General features: G+C 40.7%; 15 protein-coding genes. 4 read left to right on the top strand and 11 right to left on the bottom strand.

Annotation, left to right across the window (positions count from 1 at the left end):
• The first annotated feature begins 167 nt into the window (after positions 1-167).
• The 3 genes from J4N25_RS08365 to J4N25_RS08355 all read left to right on the top strand — a co-directional run bounded on the left by J4N25_RS08365 (position 168) and on the right by J4N25_RS08355 (position 5216).
• Positions 168-1700 (top strand): glycoside hydrolase family 10-like protein, encoded by a 1533-nt coding sequence (locus tag J4N25_RS08365; protein WP_207421745.1) that lies wholly within the window; start codon positions 168-170, stop codon positions 1698-1700.
• A gap of 157 nt (positions 1701-1857) precedes the next feature.
• Positions 1858-2997, top strand: coding sequence for a glycosyltransferase family 1 protein (locus J4N25_RS08360; RefSeq protein WP_207421744.1), 1140 nt, complete (start codon positions 1858-1860; stop codon positions 2995-2997).
• A 14-nt stretch (positions 2998-3011) separates the two neighbouring features.
• Positions 3012-5216, top strand: coding sequence for a family 1 glycosylhydrolase (locus tag J4N25_RS08355; RefSeq protein ID WP_207421743.1), 2205 nt, complete (start codon positions 3012-3014; stop codon positions 5214-5216).
• 116 nt (positions 5217-5332) lie between these two features.
• On the opposite strand, the gene J4N25_RS08350 is transcribed toward J4N25_RS08355, so the two are convergent.
• The 9 genes from J4N25_RS08350 to J4N25_RS08310 all read right to left on the bottom strand — a co-directional run bounded on the left by J4N25_RS08350 (position 5333) and on the right by J4N25_RS08310 (position 19517).
• Entirely contained in the window at positions 5333-5524 is a 192-nt protein-coding gene (locus J4N25_RS08350; protein ID WP_207421742.1) for a hypothetical protein, read from the bottom strand.
• Positions 5525-5662: 138 nt separating this feature from the next.
• Positions 5663-7705: a M13 family metallopeptidase gene (locus J4N25_RS08345; protein ID WP_207421741.1), complete on the bottom strand. Its 2043-nt coding sequence runs from the start codon at positions 7703-7705 to the stop codon at positions 5663-5665.
• A 288-nt stretch (positions 7706-7993) separates the two neighbouring features.
• Positions 7994-10534: a ligase-associated DNA damage response DEXH box helicase gene (locus J4N25_RS08340; RefSeq protein WP_207421740.1), complete on the bottom strand. Its 2541-nt coding sequence runs from the start codon at positions 10532-10534 to the stop codon at positions 7994-7996.
• A 103-nt stretch (positions 10535-10637) separates the two neighbouring features.
• Positions 10638-12254 carry an ATP-dependent DNA ligase gene (locus J4N25_RS08335; protein WP_207421739.1) on the bottom strand — a complete coding sequence of 539 codons (1617 nt, stop codon included), beginning with the start codon at positions 12252-12254 and terminating at the stop codon, positions 10638-10640.
• Positions 12251-13339: a ligase-associated DNA damage response exonuclease gene (locus J4N25_RS08330; protein ID WP_207421738.1), complete on the bottom strand. Its 1089-nt coding sequence runs from the start codon at positions 13337-13339 to the stop codon at positions 12251-12253. The genes J4N25_RS08335 and J4N25_RS08330 overlap by 4 nt, the downstream gene beginning before the upstream one ends.
• A 352-nt stretch (positions 13340-13691) precedes the next feature.
• Positions 13692-15836 carry a carboxy terminal-processing peptidase gene (locus tag J4N25_RS08325; RefSeq protein ID WP_207421737.1) on the bottom strand — a complete coding sequence of 715 codons (2145 nt, stop codon included), beginning with the start codon at positions 15834-15836 and terminating at the stop codon, positions 13692-13694.
• 206 nt (positions 15837-16042) lie between these two features.
• A complete protein-coding gene (locus tag J4N25_RS08320; protein WP_207421736.1) occupies positions 16043-17683 on the bottom strand; it encodes a tetratricopeptide repeat protein in 1641 nt (546 codons plus the stop codon).
• Between the two features lie 11 nt (positions 17684-17694).
• Positions 17695-18543 (bottom strand): isoaspartyl peptidase/L-asparaginase, encoded by an 849-nt coding sequence (locus tag J4N25_RS08315; protein WP_207421735.1) that lies wholly within the window; start codon positions 18541-18543, stop codon positions 17695-17697.
• Positions 18544-18608: 65 nt separating this feature from the next.
• Entirely contained in the window at positions 18609-19517 is a 909-nt protein-coding gene (locus tag J4N25_RS08310; RefSeq protein ID WP_207421734.1) for a cyanophycinase, read from the bottom strand.
• Between the two features lie 189 nt (positions 19518-19706).
• Between J4N25_RS08310 and cphA the strand changes: the two genes are divergently transcribed.
• Complete coding sequence (cphA, locus tag J4N25_RS08305) at positions 19707-22364, top strand: cyanophycin synthetase (protein WP_207421733.1); 2658 nt, start codon at positions 19707-19709, stop codon at positions 22362-22364.
• A 600-nt stretch (positions 22365-22964) separates the two neighbouring features.
• Here the strand turns inward: cphA and J4N25_RS08300 are convergent.
• On the bottom strand, positions 22965-23144 hold the full coding sequence (locus tag J4N25_RS08300) for a hypothetical protein (protein ID WP_207421732.1): 180 nt from the start codon (positions 23142-23144) through the stop codon (positions 22965-22967).
• A gap of 394 nt (positions 23145-23538) precedes the next feature.
• Positions 23539-24123, bottom strand: coding sequence for a carboxymuconolactone decarboxylase family protein (locus J4N25_RS08295; RefSeq protein ID WP_207421731.1), 585 nt, complete (start codon positions 24121-24123; stop codon positions 23539-23541).
• Positions 24124-24163 lie beyond the last annotated feature (40 nt).

Genomic DNA, 24163 nt, shown 5'->3' with positions numbered 1-24163 from the left:
CCAGACCTCTAAATATTGCGTTATTGGTCATCCTGATATCACAAATATATGATTTTGTGCTCCTGATGCACAGTCAGCCGCGTTTTTGTATAAAAAATATTCAGGGCAACAATAAAGCGCTTCATCTGAATGTTTGTTAATTATCTTTGCAAGCTTTGATTTAACACATGTCTATTAGATTAACAATCCTTAATATTTTTCTGGTTCTTTCGGGTATTGCTCAAGGTCAGACAGAAGTTGCTCCTATACCTAAGCGCGAATTTCGTGGGGTATGGGTGGCCACTGTCGCAAATATTGATTGGCCAAGTAAACCAGGCCTGCCTGTTGAAGTACAGCAGAAAGAGCTTCTACATTTACTTGATGAGCATCAGCAAAGTGGTATGAATGCCATCATGTTTCAGATACGTCCTGCTGCTGATGCATATTATGCAAAATCGAAGGAACCCTGGAGTAAGTACTTAAACGGAAAACAAGGGAAAGCTCCTGTCCCTTTTTATGATCCTTTGGAATATGCTATTGTAGAGGCACATAAGAGGGGTATTGAGTTGCATGCCTGGTTTAATCCCTATAGGGCAGCCATGAATTTAAATATTGCAGAGTTAGCACCTGATCACATTATAAAAAAACATCCTGAATGGTTTTTTAATTACGCCGGAAAAAAACTTTTTAATCCAGGAATACCTGAAGCCCGGCAGTACATTGTAAGTGTAGTTTTAGATGTAGTAAAAAGTTATGACATTGATGGGGTTCATTTCGACGACTACTTCTACCCATATCCTGAAACAGGCCAAGTAGTAGCAGATGACCAGCAGTTTAGAATATACGGTGGAGAGTTTGGGAATATAGCCGATTGGAGACGAAACAATGTTGATCTATTAATAAAAGAACTCTCAGACAGCATTCATTCTGTAAAGCGTTTTGTGAAATTTGGAATCAGTCCTTTCGGAATCTGGAGAAACAAAAGTCAGGACCCTGAGGGGTCTGAAAGTACAGGTTTACAGGGTTACAGTACTTTATATGCCGATGCGAGAAAATGGGTAAAAGAAGGATGGATAGATTACGTAAATCCACAGGTATATTTTCCTTTCTTTTATCGCGCAGCGCCTTTTGAAAAGTTAGTTGATTGGTGGAGTAATAATGCATTTGGAAAACATGTTTATATAGGACAAGGAGCTTATAGGGCTACTGAAAAGCGAGAGGGCTGGAATAACTGGAGCCAGCTTCCCGACCAGGTAAGGTACATAAGGAAAAATCCCCGCGTACAGGGTAGCGTTTATTTCAGCTCAAAGTCTTTAACAAATAACCTTGCTGGATTTCAAGATTCTATAAGGACTCAATTTTATCGTTCTCCTTCCTTACCTCCTCTTATGATCTGGTTGGACGACATCCCGCCACTTTCTCCACTAACACTTCAGGCAACTGTTACCAGCAACGGGTTTTGTGTCTTAAATTGGAAGGAGCCGTATATGGCCAGGGATAACGAGACCGCTTATGGATATGTCATTTACCGCTTTGCTGCCGGCGAACCTATAAATATTGAAGATGCAACCAAAATTTTGAGGGTGAGCTATGAGAAGAATTTGACCTCCTTTACTGATTATACTTTGCAACGTGGAAAAGAGTATCAGTACGTTATAACTGCTTTGGATAGAGTGAAAAATGAGAGCCTACCTTCTAATATAGCTACAGCGTCGTATTAAAAAGTTAAAACGTAGAGAAAAAAGCCCTTACTCAGGCAAAAAAGGTTGATTGTTTAACGAAAAAAAATATAAAAGATAGGATACTTGTAGAAATTTCGCCCTAATCTGCAAACGTTTCGGTTAGCATCTTGTTAAATCCTAACTAACAGACGAAACTATGAAACGTGTACCTGAAAACTTATTAGTATTTTCACACCTCCGCTGGGATTTCGTATTCCAGCGTCCACAACACTTGCTTACTCGTTTTGCACGCGAATTTAATGTATATTTTCTTGAAGAGCCAATTTGTGATGTTGCCGAAGATGGAGAAAGCTATCTTTCAATAAGTAAACGCGAAGATAAATTGTGGGTATTAGTCCCACATGTTCAAAGCGGTCTTTCCAAAAAAGAAAGTGTAAACCTGCAAAAATTGATGTTAAAATCATTTTTAAAGGATAAAAGCTTGTCTGACTTTATCTTCTGGTATTATACGCCAATGGCTTTGGAGTTCTCAAGAGAATATTTCCCGAACTTGACAATCTATGATTGTATGGACGAGCTTTCTGCATTTAAAAATGCTCCAGCTGAGTTAACATACCTTGAAAAAGAACTATTAACTCGTGCAGACGCTGTATTCACAGGTGGCCATTCTTTATACGAGGCAAAAAAACACCAACACCAAAACATCCATCCTTTCCCAAGCAGTATTGATAAAAAGCATTTTGCCCAAGCAAGGAATCAAATGGAGCAGCCGGCTGACCAAACTGGTATTACAGGTAAAAAGCTCGGGTTCTATGGAGTTATAGACGAACGATTTGACTATAAACTAATTGGAGAAGCAGCAACGGCGCGTCCTGATTGGAATTTTATTCTAATCGGCCCAACAGTGAAAATTAATCCTGAGATTCTTCCGAAGAACCAAAACATTCACTACCTGGGAGGGAAATCTTACAATGAACTACCTGCTTATTTATCTGGCTGGGACTTGGCCCTGATTCCGTTCTTATTAAATGAATCCACACGCTACATTAGTCCTACTAAAACGCCAGAATATCTTTCAGCAGGCATCCCTGTAGTTTCCACCCCTATTCGTGATGTAGTAAAACCTTATGGGAAGCTTAACCTAGTAAGTGTTGTAAGTAACTCAACTGAATTTATTGCAGCTGCGGAAGCAGAACTTAATAAGCCAAAAGAAGAATGGCTGAAAAGAGTTGACGACTTCCTTTCTACCAAGTCATGGGATCAAACGTGGTCAGACATGATGGACGTAATCCGCAACGCAATGGGCAGAAAAATAACTGTTCCGTTAAGTGCTTAACAAAGACAAATATTATGGTTAAAAGTACAAGCCCAGTTGAAATTTGGGGGGGGATAGAATGCACAATTAACCGTGTAAGAAAAACATACTTTGACCAGCTTGATTTTGCTGGTCACTACTCCCGGGAAAAAGATATTGAGCTTCTTGCTGATTTAGGGATAAAAAAATTAAGGTATCCGGTTATTTGGGAAAAACACCAGCCCGAGCCAGATACAGAAATAGACTGGAGTACCACAGAGAAAAATCTTAATCACTGTAGAGATTTAGGCATTAAGCCTATTGCAGGTCTTGTTCATCATGGAAGCGGACCAACTTACGCTTCCATTGATACAGATCGCTTTGCTACCGGATTAGCAGAATATGCAGAAAAGGTAGCTAGAAAATTCCCGTGGATAGAATACTACACACCTGTTAACGAACCACTGACAACTGCCCGTTTCTGTGGCTTATATGGTCATTGGTACCCCCATCAACGAGATAATGCCGATTTCCTGAGATTGCTTATTAACGAAAGCAAGGCAACTGTGCTTGCAATGGAGGCAATTAGAAAAGTAAATCCAACTGCAAAGTTGGTTCAAACTGAGGATCTGAGTAAAACCTACAGTACTCCTCTTTTAAAGTATCAGGCCGATTTTGAAAATAAACGGCGATGGTTAAGCTTTGACCTTATTATGGGTCGTGTCAACCAGGAACACAGCCTTTGGAGTTATTTGATGTGGTCTGGAATTAAACCCGAAGAACTAGATTTCTTTAGGGAAAAAAACTGCACACCCGATGTTCTTGGCTTCAACTATTATCCAACCTCCGAGCGGTTCCTTGACGAGAATTTATCAAAGTACCCGGTAGAAACACATGGGGGCAACCATCAGCATCAGTATGCAGATGTAGAAGCCGTGAGGATAGACCTTGAAGACGGGGAATATGGAGCGAAGATCCTGTTATCAGAAGCTTGGGAAAGATTCAAAATTCCGATTGCTGTTACCGAGGTTCATTTAGGTTGCACCCGCGACGAGCAGCTTCGCTGGTTAAATGAAATCCACTCTACAGCGAACGAATTAAAAGCCGAAGGTGCAAAAATTATAGCTATTACTGCATGGGCAATGCTGGGTTCATATGGTTGGAACAAGCTTCTGACAAAAAAAGAGGAAGCTATTTATGAACCGGGTATTTTCGATCTTAGATCTGAAACTCCCAGGCCTACTGTACTAGCACGCATGCTAAAGAACTTTGCCGAAGGAACAGTTTTTAAACATCCAGTATTGGAAGAAAAAGGATGGTGGAAGCAAGACCTGAGAGTGCTCTACTTCCAGAATAATATACGGCGCATCAGCAAGGAAAATAAAACTTCTCAACCTTTATTAATCCTTGGCAAGACAGGAACCCTTGGTAATGCCTTTGCTCGGCTATGTCGTCTGAGAGGCTTACATTTCGAGCTGCTGGGCAGAGATGAAATAAATTTAGCTGACAAGGAACAGATTGAGAAAGTAATTGCTGAAAAACGTCCATGGGCAATAGTAAATGCCGCCGGATACGTTAAAGTAGATGATGCGGAAACATGTTCTAATGATTGCTATCTTGCAAACACAGAAGGACCTGGAAACATCGCCTTACTTGCAAAAAAATACAACTTCAAGTTTCTTACCTTCTCGTCTGATCTGGTCTTCGACGGATCTAAAAATTCGTCCTATATTGAAAGCGATAAGGTTGCGCCTTTAAATATTTATGGACGCAGTAAAGCTTTGGCTGAGAAACTAGTCGTAGAACGAGATCCAAATGCCTTAATTATTAGGACCAGTGCGTTTTTTGGCCCTTGGGACCAATACAACTTTATCTTTAACGTTCTTACCTCGTTAAAAGACAAGAGCTCATTCACGGCTATTTCCGATAATTATATTTCGCCAACTTATGTTCCCGACCTCGTTCATACAAGTCTTGATCTAATGCTTGATGATGAAAGAGGAATTTGGCACCTTGCGAATCAAGGTGAAATAACCTGGGCAGAACTTGCATCCCAGGTAGCCAGACAAAGTGGTAACGACCCGTCTCTAATTGTACCCGTTGCAATTCAATCATTAAACCTGGCGGCATTACGTCCCGCCTATAGCGTCCTAAATTCTGAAAGAGCACTTTTACTTCCAACTCTTGACGATGCGCTTTCGCGGTATTTCAAGGAACAGGAATTGATCGATCTTAACTTCCCTGCAGCAGAAACTGCTTAGTTCTCTAAACTTACTAAGATAATTCCCTTATTTAGGTTTATTATCTTAAAATAAATAGGAAAGGCTGGTTGTGAAACCGGCCTTTCCTATTTATTTTAAGATCTAGTATTATTGGATCACATCTTCGCAACGTCTCTTGTATCTTTAACAAGCCCAATACCGGTAAAGAAAAAGATTACACCTAAAATTCCGAAAACTATCAGCTCTCTTGCAGATTCAGATCTTTGAGCAAAGCCAACTGCCGCATATATTAAACCAACAATACCCAGTATTGTAAGAATGGTTCCAAAAGTTCTTTTTAAGTTCATAGTGCTTATATTGATAGATAAGTAATTGCAAAACTTTTGCCAATCTTCTCCACGTATATAAACACCGGTTTAAAAAGAAAGACTGCCCTAATTAAAGAACAGTCTTCGCTAATTATAAAATTTATTGCTTTCTAAACCCTACCAGATCTTTACCCGATCGCTCTCATTCCTGTACATTTTATCTCCGGGCTTAATATTAAAAGCTCTGTAAAACTCAGGCATATTTGAAAGAGGGCCATTGACCCGGAATTCTTCAGGAGAATGTGGATCATTGCTTATTCTCATTCTCAACCTCTCATCACGGTTCTTGATTCTCCAAACTTGCGCAAAAGACAGGAAGAATCTCTGATCTGGGGTAAAGCCATCAATTTTCTGACTTCCTTTACCCTGTTCCGTTTGTTTAAAAGCTTCATAAGCGATAGCTAATCCACCGATATCAGCTATGTTCTCCCCAAGCGTAAGCTCGCCATTAACCTTCAAGTCATTTAGTACAGTATACTTCCCGTACTGATCAATCACCAGCTTAGCCTTATTGTTAAACTTATCCGCGTCAGCCTTCGTCCACCAATCTTTCAGATTTCCATCTTTATCATACTGCCTCCCCTGGTCATCAAATCCGTGAGTCATTTCATGTCCGATTACAGCTCCGATAGCACCGTAGTTGATGGCATCGTCTGCATTAAAATCAAAGAATGGAAATTGAAGAATGCCTGCAGGGAATACGATCTCGTTGAAAGGTGGATTATAATAAGCATTAACCGTTGGCGGTGTCATAAGCCACTCCATTTTATCAACCGGTTTTCCCAACTTATCGATCATTTCCTTATAGTTATGACGTGATGCAGACTGAAGGTTCTCATAATAAGTAGAACGATTTATATCAACATCATCATAACTCTTCCATTTATCCGGGTAGCCTATTTTTTTTACAAAAGTGTTTAACTTCTCTAAGGCCTTTTGCTTTGTCTCTGCACTCATCCAATCTAATCTTTCTATACGTGCCTGATATACTCGCTGAAGGTTATCTACCAGCTTTAACATCCTTTCCTTCGCTTCTGCAGGGAAATACCTTTCCGTATATAGTTGGCCCACTAATTCTCCCAGGTTTTGGTCGGTCTTACTTACCATCTGCTTCCAACGAGGCTGTTGTTGTCTTTGACCGCTTAATACTCTTCCATAAAAGTTAAATCTTGCATCTCTAAATGGACGACTTAATGCCGAAGCTGAAGAAGAAATAGTTTCAAATGCCAGTTTATCTTTCCATTGAGAAAGAGGTTTTGTTTTTAAAAGAGTTGCCAAAGTAGTATAATATTTCGGCTGCCCAACAAGTATGGTATCTGTTTCCAAGTCCAATTTGTCTAATATATCCTTGACATCCATACCCGGTAATTGCTTTTGAAACTGAGATACCGCATACTTATTGTAATTCTTTACAGGGTCACGTAGCTCAACCGGAGTAAGGTGAGATTTAGCAATTTCAGTCTCTAAAGCCATAACTGCCTGCGCTTTCCTTGCTGCTGTGGCAGCATCTGTGCCGGTTAATGTAAATAAGTTTGCTATATACTTGAGATACTCTTTGCGAATGTTTAGACTGGCGGCATCCTGCTTGAAATAGTAGTCACGATTAGGAAGACCTAAACCAGTCTGCTGAAAATTCACAGCGTTCTTTGTGCTGATCTTATCATCTGGCCCTACATAAAATTCGAATAAATAACCATCGCCCTGCTTAAAACTTTTCGCAGCAAAATCTACAAGATCTTTGGTGGTCTTTATTGCATTAATCTTTGCAAGCTGCGATTTGATCGGTCCGGATCCACGCTTATCTATAGCAACAGTATCCATTCCACTTGCAAAGAAATCTCCAACCTTCTGCTCCTTACTTCCTTTAGCATTCTGTTTTCCAGATGTTTCCTCTAATATTCTTCTAAGATTAGTAAGGTTATCATCGTTTAATACATAGAATGACCCCCAGCCAGTTTCCGAGGCCGGAATTTCGGTATTCTTTATCCAACTGCCATTAGCATAACGGAAGAAATTATCACCAGGCCGTATAGTTGTGTCCATGCCCGACTTGTCAAAAAAGACAGTACGTGGCGGATCGACCTGCTTCTGTTTGGAAGTAAACGCGGCAACAAGTATTGCAGGAACCGCAATCAAAGGAATAAATCCGATTCTTCTCATAAATTTGAAATGATGTTATATATAATTAATGATCTTCAATATGTGGCATCAAACAGGATAAAGGGCAGAATATCAACACATCCTTGATGTTCTAGAAAGTATAATACCACATCAGCTCTAAGTATTGCTTTTTTATCTGATGCTGTAATTCAATCTATTGTATCGAAGGACAAAATGCTTAACGAAATTAAAAAATCTGTTAATAAAAATTTAAATAGATAACTAAACTTTAAGTAAGTCGGGGAAAACTAAATTATCTGCACCTTTTCTCAATTTGATAAGAAAGTACTATAGAGCGAGTTTCATTTTTGCAACTCGCTCCTCTAATGTTTCGGTAGTTAGCTTCTCCCTTAACCTGTCAACCATAATTGGAAAAGCAAAAGGAGTAGGTTTGTCGCTATGGGTAATGACTACTTCTAATGTCTGTAACCGAAGTAATGCTTCCCTTAATCTGAACTCCTCCAACTGAAACTGCAATGCTTCATTATATGCTTGTCTAACTAAAAAGTTGCCGGGCTCATACTCCCTGAATACATCGAAAATTAAAGATGTTGAAGCCTGGAGGTGTCTGTTCTTCATGGTCTTTCCCGGGAATCCGGTAAAGACCAGTCCGGCAATATGTGCGATATCCCGAAAACGGCGCCGCGCCATTTCGTTAGCATTTAAGCTGTTTTGAATATCATCAATAAGGCTATCCGTGCTAAACAGGTTATTTTTCAAAGCATCTTCCAATAAGATCTCCTGATCAGAGAGTAATTCGAAGCCGTAATCATTCATAGCAATGGAGAAGCTCGCATTGCGTAGCTTTGCGATCCGGTATGCAAAGAGTGAAGCCATCCCTTCGTGCACCAACCGGCCTTCGAATGGATAGAAAAACAAATGGTACCCATCCCTTGATATGAACTTCTCAACCAGGAACTCTGAATTTAAGGGAAGGTGAGAAAGCTCAGCTTGTAAATTGAATAGAGGACGCAGGGTTTTCACCTCAATATCTTTTTCAATATGGTGAGCAACCTCGTCTAACTTAAGCCGAAACATTGCCGATAGTTGAGACGATAGAGGAACCCGTCCACCCATCCAGCTGGGTATTTTTCCACTTGACTTCGATGACTTTTTAACGAATGCTGTCATCTCCTTAACTTTGACAAGCTCCAGGCTTCTTCCCGCAAACCAGAAATTATCACCAATCTTTAGCCTGGCAATAAAATCTTCTTCAATTGTTCCAAGATAGCCTCCGGTTAGGAACTTAACCCGCATGGAAACATCTCCAACAATGGTCCCCATTGTCAGCCGGTGGCGCATAGCAACCCTTCGACTATTTACTTTATAATTTCCCTCCTCAATCTCAACTTTTAAAAATTCATCATATGCCGAGAGGGTCTTCCCCCCTTTGGTAATAAAGTCTAAAATCTGCCCGAACTCTTCCTTGCGCAGGTCTGAATAAGCATAACACGTTTTCACCTCCTGGTAGATCTGATCGGGCTTGAAACCATTCGAAAGTGCTAGTGTTACCAGGTATTGAGTAAGAACATCCATAGCGAGCAACACAGGATCCCTGCTTTCGAAAACCTCCTGTTTCATTGCCTCTTTTATGGCTGCGCCCTCAAGTAACTCAAGAGAGTGAGTAGGCACGAACCAGGCTCGGGAGGTAGCGCCAGGATGATGTCCACTTCTACCGGCCCTTTGCATGAACCTCGCTACACCCTTGGGGCTTCCTATTTGAATGACTGTATCTACCGGCCTAAAGTCTACACCCAAGTCAAGACTTGAAGTACACACCACCAACTTCAACATTTCGTTATGCAATGCCTGCTCAACCCAAGTTCGCAGCTCATTGTCTAAAGAGCCATGGTGCATAGCCATAATCCCTGCATACTGCGGATATTTGTCCAGTATTGCTTGATACCAGATCTCTGACTGTGATCGCGTATTAGTAAAGATCAGGGTAGTTTTACTTTGAGCTACAATTTCCATCACTTTAGGCAGCAACTTGATCCCAAGATGCCCTGCCCACGAAAATTCCTCAATATTATCAGGCAATATGGATTGTATTTCGATTTTCTTGTCAAGCTGAGCTCGAATTAATCGTACCCTGTCTGGACCTACATCATTACCCAATAACACTTCTGCAGCCTGTTCCAGATTCCCAATGGTTGCCGAGATCCCCCAAATTCTTAATTGAGGAATAGATACTTGTGTCTCAATACCTAGCTCCTGTACTTTCCCCTCCCCGAGTTTCTTCCTGAGTCCCTTCAGCCGTGACAGACCCAATTCAAGCTGCACACCCCTCTTGGTACCAAGTAATTCATGCCATTCATCAGCTACAACCACCTCTAGATTTTCAAAAACCTTGGGATAATCTTTCTGGGTAAGCATCAAATGCAAACTCTCGGGGGTTGTTAAGAGCACTTCAGGCAAACGCTTTTTAAGTTCCGCTTTTTCTGCTGAAGTGGTATCCCCTGTTCTTCGACCCACTTGCCAGGGAAGTCCCAAATCTTCAACAACAGTTTGCATCGCTTTACGGATGTCATTGGTTAAGGCACGCAAAGGAGTGATCCAAAGCATCCTTAAGCCATTGTTTTTTTTTGTTTGATAATCCTTAGGGTTCTTGTTGATATATTCGGCCAGAAATGGTAGGAAAAGAGCGAATGTCTTACCGCTTCCAGTCGGAGCGTTCAATAGGCCTGAATATCCTAGCAGATAAGCTTCCTCCATTTCTTTCTGAAAGGGAAATTGCTGCCATTCCTTTGTTTTGAACCAATCGGATATTACCCGTTCGCCCGGTGTTGCAAGTAGACTTGTATCATTCTCCTTCCTTATTTTCCCCATAATCAATATAACACCAAAATAGCTTTTCTGAAAGTTTAACTTGTTCCTTAAGAGTAAGATGCACAATCCTCCATTCCTAAATTTCTCCTATGAAGGTTATTTATCAATCTCCCAGCATGGCTCTTAAGACATCTATCGTGTCAGCGTCTTCAATCTTTTTATCCTGGCGCCACCTCAGTATTCTCGGAAATCGTAATGCAACTCCCGATTTATGGCGTGATGACTTGTTTATTCCTTCAAAGCCAATTTCGAATACTAGCTCTGGTTTCACTGTTCTTACAGGCCCAAACTTCTCCAAGGTATTGCGTTTGATAAAATAGTCTACCTGTTTAATTTCTTTATCAGTTAGCCCGGAATAAGCTTTTGCAAAAGGTACAAGTTTATCGCCGTCCCAAACAGCAAAGGTATAATCCGTATAAAGATCAGCTCTGCGTCCATGGCCTTTCTGTGCATAAATCATTACCGCATCAACAGATAGTGGATCTACTTTCCATTTCCACCAGTCTCCCCTCTTTCTGCCTGTCTGGTAGATAGAATTTAGTCTCTTCAACATAAAGCCTTCAGCGAAATTCTCTCGCGACTGGAGCCTTAAGTTGTAAAGATCTTCCCAAGTGGAGAATTTAACTACAGGCGAAAGGCGAAAGATTTCCTTATGATTACTTAAATCGTACAATCGTTCTAGCATAGACCGCCTGTGAGCAAGGGGCATTGACCGAATATCATCCCCTGCAAATTCAAGACAATCGTAAGCAATGAAGGCCATCGGATTATCGGCTAGTATTTTCTTGGAAAGATTCTTACGACCGATACGGGTCTGAAGTACGTTAAAGGGCATTGGATGACCATCTATGAAACAAATAGCTTCCCCATCAAGGACAGTACCTGAGGGGAGTTCATACAAAAAAGCATGGAGCTCAGGGAACTTTTCCGTTGCAAGCTCCTCTCCTCTTGACCAGATAAAGATTTTTCCTTCCCTATGGATTGCTTGAGCCCTGATTCCATCCCACTTCCACTCAGCCTGCCACTCCTCCGGATCTCCAAGTTCTGCTTCAATTTCTCCAGCAGACTTCTGCTTATCTGAGGTTTCCTGAATGGCATAGGCGAGGCAAAAAGGATAAGGTCTTGAAAGATCGTCAGATGGATCTTGCTCCTGTATAAGATCGTGAAAGCTAAACGTATCTGGACTCCAATTACCCATAATTCTATGAGTTAGTGTTGCCGCCTCCAGTCCTGATATCTCGGCAAGAGCCTTAATTATTAAGCTTTGGGAGACACCAATTCTAAAGCTGCCAGTAAGTATCTTATTAAATACAAACCTCTCTTGTCGCGTCATTGAGCCCCAAGATTCTACCAGCCAGACCTTCCGCTCTTCTTCAGTTAAAGATCCCAAACTGTTTATTTCGGCAATCCATTCTGCTAAATCTTTTTCATGTGAACCTTTCGTCTCCGGCAGCAAAAGTGCGATCGTTTCACCCAGATCGCCTACCACCTGGTAACTTTCCTCAAATAACCATTGGGGAATGTTCGCCATTTCCATGGCCCACTGCTTCACCAGGGTGGAATTGATCTGCCTCTTCGGTTTTCGACCCGTGAACAGAGCAAGGGTATGTATTTTCTCAGAGTCTGAAACGCTGGTGAAGTAATCCTTCAAAATACTCACCTTTTCATTCGTCTTATTAGTCTCGTCTAATGCAGCAAACAGCCCTGCAAAATCCCTCATAACTCTTCAGCCTCCCGTGTATCTGAAACCTCTTTATCCTTTATCACATCCCCTTCTGAATCTACAATATCTGTTGGAAGCTGATCTTCTTCAGAAGCTTCATCGCCACCGTAATAGGTATGAGCTTCATGGGCATCAAAGCCTATCTCATTCAAATAACGAGTGAAAGAAGCTGTATAACCATGGGTTAAACATACACATTCACACTGTGTGGCATCAATGGCTTGTATTAAACCATCCCAATCTGCATGATCGGATAGAACAAATCCCCTATCTGCAGCCATTCTGCGCTTAGCCCCACGGAGTGACATCCAACCGGAGCAATAGCCGAAAGAGTATGGCTGGAACTTACGGATCCATGGTGATCCTAAAGCCGATGGTGGGCATATGATCATTGCACCTTTTATTTCCTCCTTACTCGTTTCAGAAGTAATCCGCGTTGTTTCCTGAAGTTTTATTCCATTCCGGACTAACGCTTCATTGGTGTTAGCAATCACTCCATGCAGAAATACCTTTCCGATAGAGAGGTCCAGATGTTGGAGAATTCTTTGTGCTTTTCCTAAAGAATATCCAGCAATAACAGAATTCTTTCCTTCCTCTTTATTCTTTCGCCACCAGTTATTTATGTCGTCATGGATCTCTTTAGGAGATTTCCACTTATAAACCGGCATCCCAAAAGTGCATTCTGAAATAAAGGTATGACACTTTACTGGTTCGAAAGGTGCGCAAACGCCATCATCTTCCAGTTTATAATCGCCTGAAACTACCCAAACATTCCCTTTGTGTTCCACCCTTACCTGAGCCGACCCAATTACATGCCCCGCCGGATAGAAGGATATTTTTACTCCATTCTTGTAAACGGTTTCCCCATACCCTATCGTCTCAAGGGCAATATCACCTAACCGATACTTTAGTACTTCCCTTGATAGATCGTGTGCCAAATATCTCTTACTTCCCCATCTGGCATGGTCTGAATGGGCATGAGTCAGTACCGCATCATCAACCGGGCGCCAAGGGTCGATATAGAAATCGCCCGCTGAACAGTAGATACCGTTCTCATTAAATTGAAGAAGAGGATGTGCCATAGATAAAAATAACAGTTAAAATACAAAATAGTTGACTAATCGGAAGGAGACAAACAAATGAAAGAGACACGAATTGAACGAATTACACTAATCATAGTTCAAGAAGTAATCAGAAAAATGCAAGTCTCGATGAGTTGAAGAAACTTAGAACACGAATAAAGGAAACACTAATTGCGCGAATTACACTAATCATAGTTTAAGAAGGATTTAGAGAGATGGAAAGCCGTAACGAAACAAGAGGCCCAATTGCAATCAAATTAGGCGCTTTATTAGTTTCAATTAGAGCCTAATTCGTGTTAATAAAAAAGCCCGGCATCTCTGCCAGGCTTCTCTAAATTATTTCCGAACAAGCTTAGTAAACCACACTAAATTGTCCGCTTTCGTTCAATTTTATAAAGTCTCCCATGATTTGAAGGCTTTCATCTTGTATAAAGTCATTCTCTTCTTTAGGTTTTACCTGACCTGGTTTTAAGGCTGGCAGCCCTTGGAGAGCTCTTCTTGCATTGCTTCTTGCTAAAGTACTGGCTTCCTGCTCCTCACGCTCTTTCTTCAATTGCACCTCATTTAAGGTTACAGAACTTTCCGCCTCGCGTTTCTTAAAGAGATTAATATCGTCGAGCAAGTACTTATACTCCTGCGAATTCTTCATTCTACCCTCATGCTGTTGAATCAGCAAAGGTCTAATGGTTGATAGATTAGAAACAGCAGAATAGGTGCTCGGTTTAATCATATCAAAAGGAAGCGCCGCAGGCTCTGAACTTTCTCCATACTTGTCGGCAGGGAATATCATAGGGAACTCCACATCTGGAATCACACCCTTGTGCTGGGTACTGCTACCATTAATCCTGTAGAATTTAGCAATTGTAAGATTAATTTGTCCAAATTTTGGAGCGGTAGCCGGAGCGTTAGATTTATCACCCTTAGCTTTTAATAAAAGGTCGTCTAAAGGATTAATAAACCTTGACATGTCGATAGCAGACTGAACAGTGCCTTTCCCGTAAGTCTGAGTACCCATAATTACACCACGGCCATAATCTTGTATTGCAGCCGCAAAAATTTCAGAAGCAGATGCACTAAATCTATCCACCATAACTCCAAGTGGTCCTGTCCATGCTATACCAGCGTCCTCGTCTTTATCGATCTCTAATTTATTAGGGTATCGAACTTGCACTACGGGACCTGTCTTAATAAATAAACCAGTAAGTTCAATAGCTTCGGGCAGGGAACCTCCGCCATTACTTCTTAGGTCAATCACGATACCATCCACCTTTTGTTGTTTTAAAGTATCGATCAACATCCTCACATCCCGCGTGGTGCTTTTATAATTAGGGTCTCCCGCCTGGTACGCTTTCCAGTCCATATAAAAACCTGGAATGTTTATCACACCAATCTTATAGGTTTTATTTCCAGATTGGATCGTTTTAATTGATTTTTTAGCTGATTGCTCCTCAAGCACAATCTTATCTCTAACTAACTCAATCACTTTAGGCTGAGCAGTAAGTTCCTGTCCGGCAGGGATAATTTTCAATCGGACCATTGTTCCACGTGGACCTTTAATCTTCGAAACTGTATTATCAAGTCTCCAGCCAATTACATCGGTAAACTCACCACCTTTGCCTTGTGCAACAGCAATAATCCTGTCTCCAGCCTGTAGTGTTTTTGCTTTAAATGCCGGCCCTCCCGGGATTATCTCTGCCACTTTCACAACCTCATTCTCAAGTTGCAATCTCGCACCAATACCTTCAAACGTCCGTGCCATTTCCTCATTAAACTCCTGAGCTCTTTGTGGAACGAAATAATTGGTATGTGGATCAATTGCTTCCGTAAATGAGTCCATTATGACTTGAAATGCGTCCTGATTGTTGGTCTTTTTTGATTGAGCTAACAAGTTTTCATAACGTTTCTTCAAGGTTATTTTATTAGAATCGAGGCTTTTACCAGTGATCTTAAGATTTAGCAAATCATACTTTACGCGTCTTGACCATAGGTCGTTGGCTGCTGTATTTGAGCTTAACCAGGGCATCTTCTCCCGGTTATACGTATAAGTTTCGTTCTTTGTAAAGTCGTACGGTTTGTTGATCTGGGAGATAGAATATTGGATCCTTTCCTGATACCGTTTCTGATAGGTATTGAAGATCTGAAAGAAAGGGCTGAGATTTCCCTCCCTTAGAAAATCATCCATCTGATCTTTATATTTCTCGAACTCTTTCACATCAGTAGCGAGAAAATATGTCCTTCCCTCATCTAAACGCTTAAGGTAATTATTCAAAATCACGCCCGAAATTGAATCATTGATCTTCACCTTTTTATAGTGTGCATTTTCGATAACCCGAACCACTTCTTTAGCCACCAATTGCTGTGCAGGCTCAGGTTTCAAATTATTTGAGCCTTCAACATCTGTATTTACTTGAGAGTTTGCCTGACACGCTATCGTTGCGGCCACGAACAAACACAGGAAGGTTTTTTTTAGCATTTCCTTAACCGAATTAAAATCCATTATAGTTATAACCTTATCTAATACTATACCACTTTAGATATTAAATAAAAAAGAGGCAGTGTTGTTACTGCCTCTTTAACAATATTACTTCAAAAATAGTATTAATTTTAGTGTGCGAATAAAAATATTACAATGAATAAACTTGTGTGCAGCTGGGCAAGAAACTGGTAAGATATAAAGCAAAATACCGTTCCCTCCTCAGCGATCTAATTTTCAGCCACTACAACTTTATCTTCTTTTTCTCTTGTTACGTCTCTCCTAAGATGTTGTTTGTCATCCTTCTTAGCAAGGGTCTTTACAGATGTATCTGGCTTAGCTGCTGGCTTCGATGTCTTAACAGCCACTTTCTCAGAAGGCTTACTTACGACTGAAGCTTTCACAATCTTAATGGCACCAGTATCTTTCTTAAGTTCAGGTTTCCCACTAACAACAACTTTCGCACTTTTCGGAGTAGGTACTGATGATTTTACATCCTGTTTACCAGCAACACTAGCTTTGGTTTTAGCACTATCTGCTTTTCCTAAGTAAGTAGCGGATGACTTGGTAGAAGCAGCTTTAGCGTGGTTTTGTAAAACTGGCTTATTAACGGCCGAACTATCCCTTCTTACAGTAGAACTTGAAGTTATTTTGCTAACCAACTTCTCCGTTTTTACAGCTGTTGTTTTCACAGACTTTTTGAGTACAGAGTCTACCTTAGTTACAGATTTTCCTCCTTTAACAGTAGTAATTCCTGTTAACTTCTTAACGCCAGGTTTTACCGCGGCAGAATCTTTAACGGAAGTAATGGCTTCTGCCTTGGTTTGAGCGGCCATAACTTTGGCAAAGGGCTTGTTATAATATTTTGCGTACGCTACTTTCACATCGGCAGCAAGAGCAAGCTTTTTTCTTTTAATTGCCATCGCTTCTGCATCCTGAAAATCCTTTAATGCCGATTTTTTATCGCCCAAAGCAGATTTAACCTTAGCAAGATTTACGATAGACCGCACATTTCCGTCGAAATCATTCTGGTTCTTGTACATCGTCTGCGCCTGAATGTAAAACCATTTAGCTTCCGATTGGCGGTTCTGAATATAATAGATATCTCCCAGCATGTTAAAGCAAGCTATTCTCGCTTGAGGTTTACCTACAGAGCTAAAAAAAGGCATGGCCCTTTTTAGGATCAAATGTTCAGCCTGAGCATAATTTTTCTGCTTGATCTTAATGTCGGCCAACTGAACCAAGGCATCAGCGCGCTTATTCTTTTCATGGTTCAATTCAAACTGGTTTAAAGCGTCGCTGTAATACTTTTCAGCTTGCAAATACTCCTTACGTTTATAATAGCCATTAGCTAGAGCAAGCAAGGTGTAGGGTCTTTCCACCGTTAAGCCTACAGATTCCTGCAATTTTAACGCTAATAAATAATACTTCTCTGCCTCCTTCCAATCATTGCTACCCTCGTATATCGCTGCGATATCTTGCATTATGTATGCCTGACAGGAAGCATTTTTGGATTGGTTATAAAGCGACTGTGCAGCAAGCAGGTTAAGAAAGCCGTCTTTGCTATTGTTGGCCTTGAAATACATTTTGGACATGGAAAGACGAATTTCTGCCACCCAATTACTATCCTGGGCCTTTGTTTTTGCAGCTAGCGCTTTCTTGTACAGAGCAATAGCTTCTGCTGGCTGCGTTTGTTTCTCCGTCGCCTGTTTTACCAGGAGCTCAAGTTTTGTAAGTTTTACTGTATCTTTTAAAAACACTAAAGTATCAGTAGGCGTTATCAAACTGTCTGGTTTAGTAGATTTCTGAGATTTCTGGGCAAATGAGGCAGTTGCCAAAAACACCATTAAAAATGGGTATACGAATTTCATTCTTTCTTTAATTAAGAGAATACTTCTGCATTATCTATGTACGAAGCCCAGACCATATACGGATGTGAATCAGTAAAATAAACCTCTCCTTTAGCCGAAATGGCTACCACCCCCGCAAATCCATTATATGGTTTCAACTCATCCATTGACTTATCACAGGCATCTTTCAGGCTCATTCCATCAGTTACGCGGGTCACTATTTTGGCTGCTAATCCAGCACTTACAATGTCTTCGCCCACACCTGTGCATGATACAGCAGCAAAATCATTGCCAAAGTTTCCGGCAACTGTCGCTGAGTCGCTTACTCGTCCCGGCAATTCAAACCCTTTTCCACCTGTTGAGGTGGCAGCAGCAAGCTTTCCTTCTGAATCCAACGCAACGCAGCCTACTGTTCCCTTTCGCACAGACTCGGTTAACTTTTCCAGATAAGCTTCTTTACGATATTGAGTTTCAGGGTTATAGTAATTAAAACCATGCTGTCTGGCAAAACTTAAAGCTTCCTCCCCACTAAGTACGCTATCTTCAAATTCCAGAAGTTTCTCTGCAACAAATATTGGATTTTTTACCTCTTGAATGTTAATAACTCCTGAAAACTTTTTAGTAGCTCCGTCCATGATAGAGGCGCTCATTCGGATTTTCCCGTCACTTTGTATCTGAGAACCTAAACCTGCATTAAATAATTCGCAATTTTCTAACAGTGAAACAGCATAAATAACAGATTCTAAGGCAGTGTGATCTACCAAATATTTATGGGCCTCGGTGACTATGTTCTTTAAGGCCTTATGTTTTTCAACCCTGGTTTCTTCAGAATCAGATGCCTCACTAAAGAATCCTCCATGTATGATGATTTTTGGTTTCATAGCATATGTTGTAAGCCTAAGAGAACATTGTAAAATATTAATAGTTTAAATGAAGCGTCAATTAGCTAATCATAATCCTTAATCCTCAAATACACATCCTCTTCAACTTTAATTGCTTTGTTAATCTTAAGTTCGTGTTTATGGAGGTCGTACTTGTCAAAAATCGACATTACATGAACTTTTAAGTTATCAATAGAAACAGGAGAACCTATTTCTACATCATAGATGCTTGTTTCACTAATGTACCTTCCATCGACCAGAATGGTTAACCCAGAGCCTATAGCTTCCAGGCACGTACCGCCAGTGATCAATAATCCCGCATCTTCACCTAAACCAATTCCCAACATTCCCGGGTTGCTTGCCACTGCGTAAAACAATCTGCCAATCCTACCGCGTTGAACAAAGTGAGTATCAATAATAACATCATCTATAAAACCCAGACCTCCTGTGATCTGAACCTCTCCTTTTATCAAGGCTTCACTGCTATTACCCCTGTAGATCATGTTTACTGAAGCGGCCGCAGCACCAGCCGAAGTACCGGCAATCATAAAGTCCTCCTGCTCGTAGCGCCTTTTTAGAATTTCAAGAAACTCTGTGCCTCCAAAAATTGAACTAAGGCGAAGTTGATCGCCTCCTGAAAACATTACAATATCAGCATTTTTAGCCCGCTCTATTGATTCCTCCGTGAGGGCATCTTCCCGCGTTCGAATATCAAGTACATGAACTTTGCTTACCTGTAGCTGATTAAAGGATTTTATGTACTCCGCTCCGACGATTTCAGGGATCTTAGATGCTGTAGTAATAACTTCAATCACCGATTCCTCCTTCTTTGGCGACTCGGTGATCATCCTTCTCAGGATGCCTCTTTCAAAAAATTTAATATAATGCGGATGGTTAATATTCTCATTGTAGCTTAAAGAACTACCTAAATCAACAGCACCCCCTATTATAACCAGTTTCCCTTTTGGAACCATACAGAATAATTTATCAGCCTTCTATTAAATAAAATTCAGAATAATAAGTTTTTCTAGCACAAGCAAAAACCTTATAAAACGTCCTTGGTTATCTATTTTCAATTATAAAACAAGCCAAATCAGACGTATAAGTAGAAATACGCAGATATAAAATTCATCAAGACACTACTCCGCAAAAAGAATAAGAATATGAAAATTTTGAATATCCAGGTTCTTCGTGGACCAAATATCTGGTCGGTAAAAAAAACGAAGCTTATTCAAATGAGGCTAGATCTGGAAGACCTGGAGTATAGACCCAGTAACGAAATTCCGGGATTTAAACAGAGACTAGAGCAACTTGTACCGAGCTTATATACTCACTTTTGTTCGCCCGGGCATGAAGGCGGCTTTTTCGAACGAGTAGAAGAAGGCACATGGATGGGCCACATCATTGAACATATTGCACTCGAAATCCAGACCCTTGCTGGGATGGACCGTGGTTTTGGACGAACAAGAATGACCAAGACTACAGGTATATATAATGTAGTTTTCGAATACATAGAAGAGAATGTTGGTATTTACGCTGCAAAAGCTGCAGTCCGAATAGCCGAAGCCCTAATAGAAGGCAAAGAGTACGATCTTAATACAGACCTTATTAATATGCGAAAGCTTCGCGATAAAGAGCGCTTTGGCCCAAGTACAGGAGCAATTGTGGATGAGGCTGTTTCGAGAGGGATACCTTATATACGGATGAATAACTCTTCCTTGGTTCAACTCGGCTATGGGAAAAACCAAATGCGCTTCATGGCAACCTTAACTGACAAAACAAGCAGCATTGCAGTCGACATTGCCGGCGACAAGGAAGAAACGAAAAGAATACTTAAAGAGCAAGCCATCCCAGTTGCCGACGGAACTACAGTTACCGACGAGGAAGAGCTTCAAGAGGCCATTCGGACAATAGACTTTCCTCTGGTAATAAAACCACTGGATGGGAATCATGGAAACGGGGCAACTATAAACATTAAAACAACTGAAGAGGCAATAGAGGCACTGAAACACGCCCAACAATATTCGGAACGCGTAATTGTGGAACGATTTATTAAAGGACATGATTTTAGAGTACTTGTCATCAATAATAAAATGGTTGCCGCCGCTTTGAGAACTCCTGCGCATATAACTGGTGACGGGGAAAATAGCATCCAACAGTTGATCGACATAGAGAACAAAGATCCACGTAGAGGATATGGCCACGAAAACGTCCTTACATTAATTTCAGTTGACAGGGATACAGAAGACATGTTGAGAAAGTCGGGATATACGCTGGATACTGTCCCTCCAAAGGGTGAAGTGGTTTATCTTAAGTCAACCGCTAATCTAAGTACGGGAGGCACATCCCTGGATGTCACTGATATGGTCCACCCTCACAATGTCTTTGTGTGTGAACGCATTGCCAAGGTCGTGGGTCTGGACATTTGCGGTATTGATATTATGGCCGAAAATCTGTATCAACCATTAGACGAAACCGGGGGAGTAGTACTTGAGGTAAACGCGGCTCCTGGATTCAGGATGCATTTAGCTCCTAGTGAAGGATTACCCCGAAATGTGGCCGCACCGGTGCTCGACATGCTTTTTCCTCCCGGAAAGTCCGCAATGATACCAATCATAGCGATCACTGGAACCAATGGAAAAACGACTACCACCCGTCTTATTGCCCATATTATTAAAAATAATGGTTATAGAGTAGGTTACACAACCTCAGACGGCATTTATATTCAAAATACTCTTATGGTTAAAGGTGACACTACCGGACCAGCGAGTGCTGAATTCGTTTTGAAAGACCCTACTGTAGAGTTTGCGGTATTGGAAAGCGCAAGAGGTGGAATACTGAGATCCGGACTAGGATTTAATCGTTGTGATATCGCCGTAATAACCAATATCCAGGAAGACCACCTGGGAATATCAGATATTCATACTCTGGAAGATCTTGCAAGGGTAAAACAAGTATTGGTTGAATCCGTAAAACCTGATGGCTGGGCTGTATTAAATGCGGATAATCCATACTGTGTCGAGATCGGTGAGGAAACACAACATTGTAATGTTGCCTACTTTAGCATGCAGGATCATAATCCGGTGATCGAAAGGCATTGTAAATCAGGTGGCGTAGCAGCAATATGCGATGATGGCTTTCTAACAATTCGTAAGGCGGATTGGAAAATCCGGATTGCAAAGATTAGTCACATTCCTATAACTTTCAATGGCACAGTAGGATTCATGGCTCAAAACGCCATGGCTGCTTGCCTAGCATCATTTTTATGGGGATTTAAAATTGAGGATATTAGAACCTCGCTTGAAACCTTCGTTCCATCAACCGCCCATACTCCGGGAAGAATGAATTTATTTGAGTTTAAAGATTTCAAGGTACTTGTGGATTACGCCCACAATGCAGATGGATTAAGAGGCTTGAAAGGCTTCATAGTTAACTCTGACGCCAACTTTCGTACGGGAGTGATCTCGGGAACAGGGGACAGAAGAGATGAGGACATCAGAGATGTAGGTCGCATAGCTGCCTCTATGTTCGACGAGATTGTTATCTGCCAGGAAAGCCACTTAAGAGATCGCAGTTACGAAGAAATCGTTAGGCTTCTGGAGGAAGGTATCAGAGAGGTAGAGCCGGCGAAAGACTACAAAATAATTCCAAATAGTGAGGAGGCATGGGATTATATCATTAACAAAGTAAAACCGGGAGAGCTGATAACAATAATTAGCGATTCGATCAAAAATTCTTACCAGAAAGTGAAGAAGTACCAGGACGAGCAAATGAGCTTTACCTATACTCCCGTTGGCAGTAATCAACACATGAGCGACTAAAAATTTAAAATTTGTTAATACAAACAAAACAAACAGGAAATACGGTCGTTATTGAGATATAACCAGCGAGAGTTGGTTTAATTGTGATAAGGTTTAGGTTGAACCCTGACGCTGTGAAGTGTCAGGGTTTATTTTTTAACCTTAAATCAGGTGGGGATTCCCTTGCCTAGCCAACTTTACCTATCGTCCCAGCCCCAATTCACTCTTTTAGCCTTATTCATGTTCCTAACGCGTTCAAGAGACGTTGGAGAAAGAACGAAAATAACTTTGAACCTCTCTTCAATCTGGCAAAGTAAGTACCCGATCAAAGGGAGAAAAAAGGGCATTGAAGCTAAACAGGGCTCTGTTTATTATTTAGAAGCAGTCTTTATTCATTCAAAAATCGCAGAAAAAATTAGGGAATACTTGGGGATGTTTCGGTGCTTCATCCGCACCAGTTCTGATAATTTTCCATCGATTCCATCAATCGAGGAAACTTTATCTTAGGTAAAGGAACTTAAAGAAATTGATTCCCATAGCCGTGATAACTATGGGAACTTATTTTGATTAACTTTTAGCAAAAGGATCAGGTGAATCTAAAATTGTCTATAAGACAGACATCTAATATGTTCTATCCTTCACAAGAGCATTTACAAAGAAAGAAGCGAAAACGGCACCTATGATTGCACCAAAAATCGCCCACAAAATAACCTCAGCAATAGCATAGCCAGTTAAGGCTCCGAAGATTGCCCCTAAAATGAAGAATAAATTATAGTCTTTATTGTCTTTCTCTTGTGCCATTTTTCCAAATATTTTGAACAAAGGTAAGCTATTCGGAAAAATGTTATATGGAAATAATAGAAATTATTTGAAATCAATGTAATTAATTTATTTGTGTTGTAGCAATTAATACACTGACTCAAGCTAATCCTAGAAATTAAAAAACCCTCGCACGAGTCTTCGTACGAGGGCAATCCCAAAATTTACAATTAAAAACCTTGCCGTTTGAAGTCCTTCTATAATATCGAAGAAATGTGGGGTAGATCTTCAAGACTTACACGGTTAACCTTTACACTAAAATAAAAATTATTTCCAGTTTAATAAAATGTTAAGGCTCAAAGTTTTCCACAAGACGCGTTTGTGGAAAACTTTGAGCCTTAAGCTACTTCTAAATGCGAAAAGAAACAGATTTAGTCTAGAAAATAATTTTACCAGTAGCAGTAATTAAAGAAGCTATCCTTACTGTGTCGAAAATACGTTCCTCTGTAGTACCCAACTTAATCAAGGAATCTTCATGGGCATTTACACACATTTCACACCCATTTACTGCCGATACCGCTAGACTCATCAACTCAAAAAACTCCTTACCGGTAACAGGTTTCATCATTAACTGCATTCTAATACGCGCAGGAATTTGAGTATACTTCTCCTTCTGGGTAAAGTGTCTGAAACGATAAAACACATTGTTTGAAGCCAATAAAGATGCACAAGCAACTGCTTCTCCTATCTCTTCTGCTGTAGCTCCGCTCTTCTCGGCGAAATCAGTGTAGAAGGCTAAAAGAGGTTTATTGTTATTGTTAGCAGCAATTGTTACACCCATAAGGCCTATTTCTTTCGAACTTAAATGCTCAGAAGTTAAAGTGCTATTAAAATTTACTTTAAAATCCCTTAAGTATCTAGATTCGCCTTTTTCTAATAGTTCAAGAGTATTAGTTCTGTAAGACGGGTCTACACCAATACTTACCAGAAATTCGTTTATTACTTCAGTTGATTCACTCATAATTTTGGAAATTCTTGTTTCAAAAAGTACATCTTCAATC

Source organism: Desertivirga brevis (genome assembly GCF_017355835.1).
This window is presented reverse-complemented; position numbering and strand designations above follow the sequence as displayed.